Annotated in this window: 4 protein-coding genes, 4 tRNA genes and 1 rRNA gene; 8 read left to right on the top strand and 1 reads right to left on the bottom strand. The window is 47.8% G+C overall.

Annotation, left to right across the window (positions count from 1 at the left end; translation table 11 throughout):
* The 3 genes from rrf to birA form a co-directional block, all read left to right on the top strand.
* Positions 1 to 97, top strand: a 5S ribosomal RNA gene (rrf, locus tag ACJHX3_RS24405); the annotation flags it as partial.
* Between the two features lie 136 nt (positions 98 to 233).
* Complete coding sequence (gene murB, locus ACJHX3_RS24400) at positions 234 to 1,262, top strand: UDP-N-acetylmuramate dehydrogenase (protein ID WP_094308524.1); 1,029 nt, start codon at positions 234 to 236, stop codon at positions 1,260 to 1,262.
* Positions 1,259 to 2,221 carry a bifunctional biotin--[acetyl-CoA-carboxylase] ligase/biotin operon repressor BirA gene (gene birA, locus ACJHX3_RS24395; RefSeq protein ID WP_000654617.1) on the top strand — a complete coding sequence of 321 codons (963 nt, stop codon included), beginning with the start codon at positions 1,259 to 1,261 and terminating at the stop codon, positions 2,219 to 2,221. The genes murB and birA overlap by 4 nt, the downstream gene beginning before the upstream one ends.
* Before the next feature lie 31 nt (positions 2,222 to 2,252).
* On the opposite strand, the gene coaA is transcribed toward birA, so the two are convergent.
* Positions 2,253 to 3,203, bottom strand: coding sequence for a type I pantothenate kinase (gene coaA / locus ACJHX3_RS24390; protein WP_000023085.1), 951 nt, complete (start codon positions 3,201 to 3,203; stop codon positions 2,253 to 2,255).
* 361 nt (positions 3,204 to 3,564) lie between these two features.
* Between coaA and ACJHX3_RS24385 the strand changes: the two genes are divergently transcribed.
* From ACJHX3_RS24385 to ACJHX3_RS24365, 5 genes are all read left to right on the top strand, one after another.
* Positions 3,565 to 3,640: transfer RNA gene (locus ACJHX3_RS24385), tRNA-Thr, on the top strand.
* Between the two features lie 8 nt (positions 3,641 to 3,648).
* A tRNA-Tyr gene (locus tag ACJHX3_RS24380) sits at positions 3,649 to 3,733 on the top strand.
* Positions 3,734 to 3,849: 116 nt separating this feature from the next.
* Positions 3,850 to 3,924 (top strand) — tRNA-Gly (locus tag ACJHX3_RS24375).
* Between the two features lie 6 nt (positions 3,925 to 3,930).
* Positions 3,931 to 4,006, top strand: a tRNA-Thr gene (locus tag ACJHX3_RS24370).
* 114 nt (positions 4,007 to 4,120) lie between these two features.
* Positions 4,121 to 4,441: GTP-binding protein (locus ACJHX3_RS24365; protein ID WP_000031694.1), on the top strand; the 321-nt coding region annotated here is incomplete at its 3' end.

Below are 4,441 nucleotides of genomic sequence, written 5' to 3'. Positions count from 1 at the left end.
TGGTCCCACCTGACCCCATGCCGAACTCAGAAGTGAAACGCCGTAGCGCCGATGGTAGTGTGGGGTCTCCCCATGCGAGAGTAGGGAACTGCCAGGCATCAAATTAAGCAGAAGGCCCAGTCGGAAGACTGGGCCTTTTTGCGTTTCTACAAACTCTCCCTGTCGTCATTACTACAAGCCATCCCCCCACAGATACGGTAAACTAGCCTCGTTTTTGCATCAGGAAAGCAGCTATGAACCACTCCTTAAAACCCTGGAACACATTTGGCATTGATCATAATGCTCAGCACATTGTATGTGCCGAAGACGAACAACAACTACTCAATGCCTGGCAGCATGCAACCGCAGAAGGGCAACCCGTTCTTATTCTGGGTGAAGGAAGTAATGTACTTTTTCTGGAAGACTATCGCGGCACGGTGATCATCAACCGGATCAAAGGTATCGAAATTCATGATGAACCTGATGCGTGGTATTTACATGTAGGAGCCGGAGAAAACTGGCATCGCCTGGTAAAATACACTTTGCAGGAAGGTATGCCTGGTTTGGAAAATCTGGCATTAATTCCTGGTTGTGTCGGCTCATCACCTATCCAGAATATTGGTGCTTATGGCGTAGAATTACAGCGAGTTTGCGCTTATGTTGACTGTGTTGAACTGGCGACAGGCAAGCAGGTGCGCTTAACTGCCAAAGAGTGCCGTTTTGGCTATCGCGACAGTATTTTTAAACATGAATACCAGGACCGCTTCGCCATTGTAGCCGTAGGTCTGCGTCTGCCAAAAGAGTGGCAACCTGTACTAACGTATGGTGAATTAACTCGTCTGGATCCTACAACAGTAACGCCACAGCAAGTATTTAATGCGGTGTGTCATATGCGCACCACCAAACTCCCTGATCCAAAAGTGAATGGCAATGCCGGTAGTTTCTTCAAAAACCCTGTTGTATCTGCCGAAACGACTAAAGCATTACTGGCACAATTTCCAACAGCACCAAATTATCCCCAGGCGGATGGTTCAGTAAAACTGGCAGCAGGTTGGCTTATCGATCAGTGCCAGCTAAAAGGGATGCAAATGGGTGGGGCTGCGGTGCACCGTCAACAGGCGTTAGTCCTCATTAATGAAGACAATGCAAAAAGCGAAGATGTGGTGCAACTGGCACATCATGTAAGACAAAAAGTGGGTGAAAAATTTAATGTCTGGCTTGAGCCTGAAGTTCGCTTTATTGGTGCATCAGGTGAAGTTAGCGCAGTGGAGACGATTTCATGAAGGATAATACCGTTCCGCTGAAATTAATCGCGCTGTTAGCGAATGGCGAATTTCACTCTGGTGAGCAGTTGGGTGAAACGTTAGGAATGAGCCGGGCGGCCATTAATAAACACATTCAGACACTGCGTGACTGGGGCGTTGATGTCTTTACCGTTCCGGGTAAAGGATACAGCCTGCCTGAGCCTATCCAGTTACTTAATGCTGAACAGATATTGGGTCAGCTGGATGGCGGTAGTGTAACTGTGCTGCCCGTTATTGACTCCACGAATCAGTACCTTCTTGATCGTATCGGAGAGCTTAAATCGGGCGACGCCTGTGTTGCAGAATACCAGCAGGCTGGCCGTGGTCGCCGGGGTCGGAAATGGTTTTCGCCTTTTGGCGCAAACTTATATTTGTCGATGTTCTGGCGTCTGGAACAAGGCCCGGCGGCGGCGATTGGTTTAAGTCTGGTTATCGGTATCGTGATGGCGGAAGTATTACGCAAGCTGGGTGCAGATAAAGTTCGTGTTAAATGGCCTAATGACCTCTATCTGCAGGATCGCAAGCTGGCAGGCATTCTTGTGGAGCTAACTGGCAAAACCGGCGATGCGGCGCAAATAGTCATTGGAGCCGGGATCAACATGGCAATGCGTCGTGTTGAAGAGAGTGTCGTTAATCAAGGGTGGATCACGCTGCAGGAAGCCGGGATCAATCTCGATCGTAATACGTTGGCGGCCATGCTCATACGTGAATTACGCGCGGCGCTGGAACTCTTCGAGCAAGAAGGATTGGCACCTTATCTTTCGCGCTGGGAAAAGCTGGATAATTTTATTAATCGCCCAGTGAAACTTATCATTGGTGATAAAGAAATATTTGGCATTTCACGCGGAATAGACAAACAGGGCGCTTTATTGCTTGAGCAGGATGGAATAATAAAACCCTGGATGGGCGGTGAAATATCCCTGCGTAGTGCGGAATAATAAGATAGGGGAGCATTAGCTCCCCTGAAAATTATTTGCGTAGCCTGACCTCTTCTACCGCATGATTAGCACTTTTCGTCAGGATTAAACTGGCGCGCTCGCGAGTAGGTAGAATATTTTGCTTTAAGTTCAGCCAGTTGATCTCTTTCCACAACGTCATGGCAGTATTAATCGCTTCTTCTTTAGTTAATTTCGCGTAGTTATGAAAATAGGAATCCGGGTCTGTAAAAGCCCCTTCGCGGAATTTCAGGAAACGGTTGATATACCACGTCTGAAGTAAGTCTTCCGGTGCATCAACATATATCGAAAAATCGACAAAATCAGAAACAAATACATGATGTGGATCGTGTGGATAATCCATCCCGCTCTGTAAGACATTTAACCCTTCAAGAATTAAAATATCAGGCTGAACAACCGTTTTATCTCCATCCGGGATCACATCATAAATAAGATGCGAGTAAACAGGTGCTGTAACGTTTGGCACGCCGGATTTGAGATCGGAAACAAACTTCACCAGGCGATGCATATCATACGATTCCGGGAAGCCTTTCTTCTTCATCAGACCACGTTCTTTCAGAACCTGATTAGGGTGAAGGAAGCCATCAGTCGTGATCAGTTCAACACGACGATGTTCCGGCCAACGGCTTAATAGCGCCTGCAATACACGGGCGGTTGTACTTTTCCCCACCGCGACACTACCAGCAATACTGATAATGTAAGGAATGCGTTGCCCGTTGGTACCAAGAAACTGTTCCAGAACTGCCTGACGGCGCAGATTCGAGCTTATATAGAAGTTCAGCAAACGTGACAAAGGTAAATAGATCTCGGCAACTTCTTCTAACGAGAGATCTTCATTAATACCTTTGAGACGGGCGATCTCATCTTCCGATAACGTCATAGGTACGGAATCACGCAGAGCTGCCCACTGGTTGCGGTCAAACTGTAGGTAAGGCGTCATTAACGTTTGCTCTTTTATACTCATAAGCATGTTTCTGGCGGTCATAGCTCTATCGGCAAAGCGATATTTGCCATGGCGCATCACAGTTCTGTTGAATGGGTTAATGGGCAGGAGGGTAACACCAGATGGGGAGGAATAATAAGAAAAAATCTCTCCCGGGAAGCTATCGTTGAAAAGCAATGTGACAGATATTCCATCTGATAAAAAGAATTATGGTTTAGCAGGAGCGCATTGTTGAGCACAATGATGTTGAAAAAGTGTGCTAATCTGCCCTCCGTTCGGCTGTTTCTTCATCGTGTCGCATAAAATGTGACCAATAAAACAAATTATGCAATTTTTTAGTTGCATGAACTCGCATGTCTCCATAGAATGCGCGCTACTTGATGCCGACTTAGCTCAGTAGGTAGAGCAACTGACTTGTAATCAGTAGGTCACCAGTTCGATTCCGGTAGTCGGCACCATCAAGTCCGGTGGGGTTCCCGAGCGGCCAAAGGGAGCAGACTGTAAATCTGCCGTCACAGACTTCGAAGGTTCGAATCCTTCCCCCACCACCAATTTCGGCCACGCGATGGCGTAGCCCGAGACGATAAGTTCGCTTACCGGCTCGAATAAAGAGAGCTTCTCTCGATATTCAGTGCAGAATGAAAATCAGGTAGCCGAGTTCCAGGATGCGGGCATCGTATAATGGCTATTACCTCAGCCTTCCAAGCTGATGATGCGGGTTCGATTCCCGCTGCCCGCTCCAAGATGTGCTGATATAGCTCAGTTGGTAGAGCGCACCCTTGGTAAGGGTGAGGTCGGCAGTTCGAATCTGCCTATCAGCACCACTTCTTTTCTCCTCCCTGTTTTTTCCTTCTGTTTATTGCATTCAACAAGTCGGGCATGTTGCCTGGTTGATGTGGTGATATCACCGATTTATCCGTGTCTTAGAGGGACAATCGATGTCTAAAGAAAAGTTTGAACGTACAAAACCGCACGTTAACGTCGGTACTATCGGCCACGTTGACCATGGTAAAACAACGCTGACCGCTGCAATCACTACCGTACTGGCTAAAACCTACGGCGGTGCTGCTCGCGCATTCGACCAGATCGATAACGCGCCGGAAGAAAAAGCTCGTGGTATCACCATCAACACTTCTCACGTTGAATACGACACCCCGACCCGTCACTACGCACACGTAGACTGCCCGGGGCACGCCGACTATGTTAAAAACATGATCACCGGTGCTGCTCAGATGGACGGCGCGATCCTGGTAGTTGCT

It is taken from the genome of Escherichia sp. WS1265 (assembly GCF_046487585.1).
Taxonomy (GTDB): Bacteria; Pseudomonadota; Gammaproteobacteria; order Enterobacterales; family Enterobacteriaceae; genus Escherichia; species Escherichia coli.
The sequence above is the reverse complement of the archived record's forward strand: the minus strand, read 5'-3'. Positions and strand labels throughout refer to the sequence as shown.

What these genes read in the sequence shown, in the direction of transcription:
- murB (WP_094308524.1), top strand. Translation starts at nt 234, where the DNA reads ATGAACCACTCCTTAAAACCCTGGAACACATTTGGCATTGATCATAAT.
- birA (WP_000654617.1), top strand. Translation starts at nt 1,259, where the DNA reads ATGAAGGATAATACCGTTCCGCTGAAATTAATCGCGCTGTTAGCGAAT.
- coaA (WP_000023085.1), bottom strand. Translation starts at nt 3,203, where the DNA reads ATGAGTATAAAAGAGCAAACGTTAATGACGCCTTACCTACAGTTTGAC.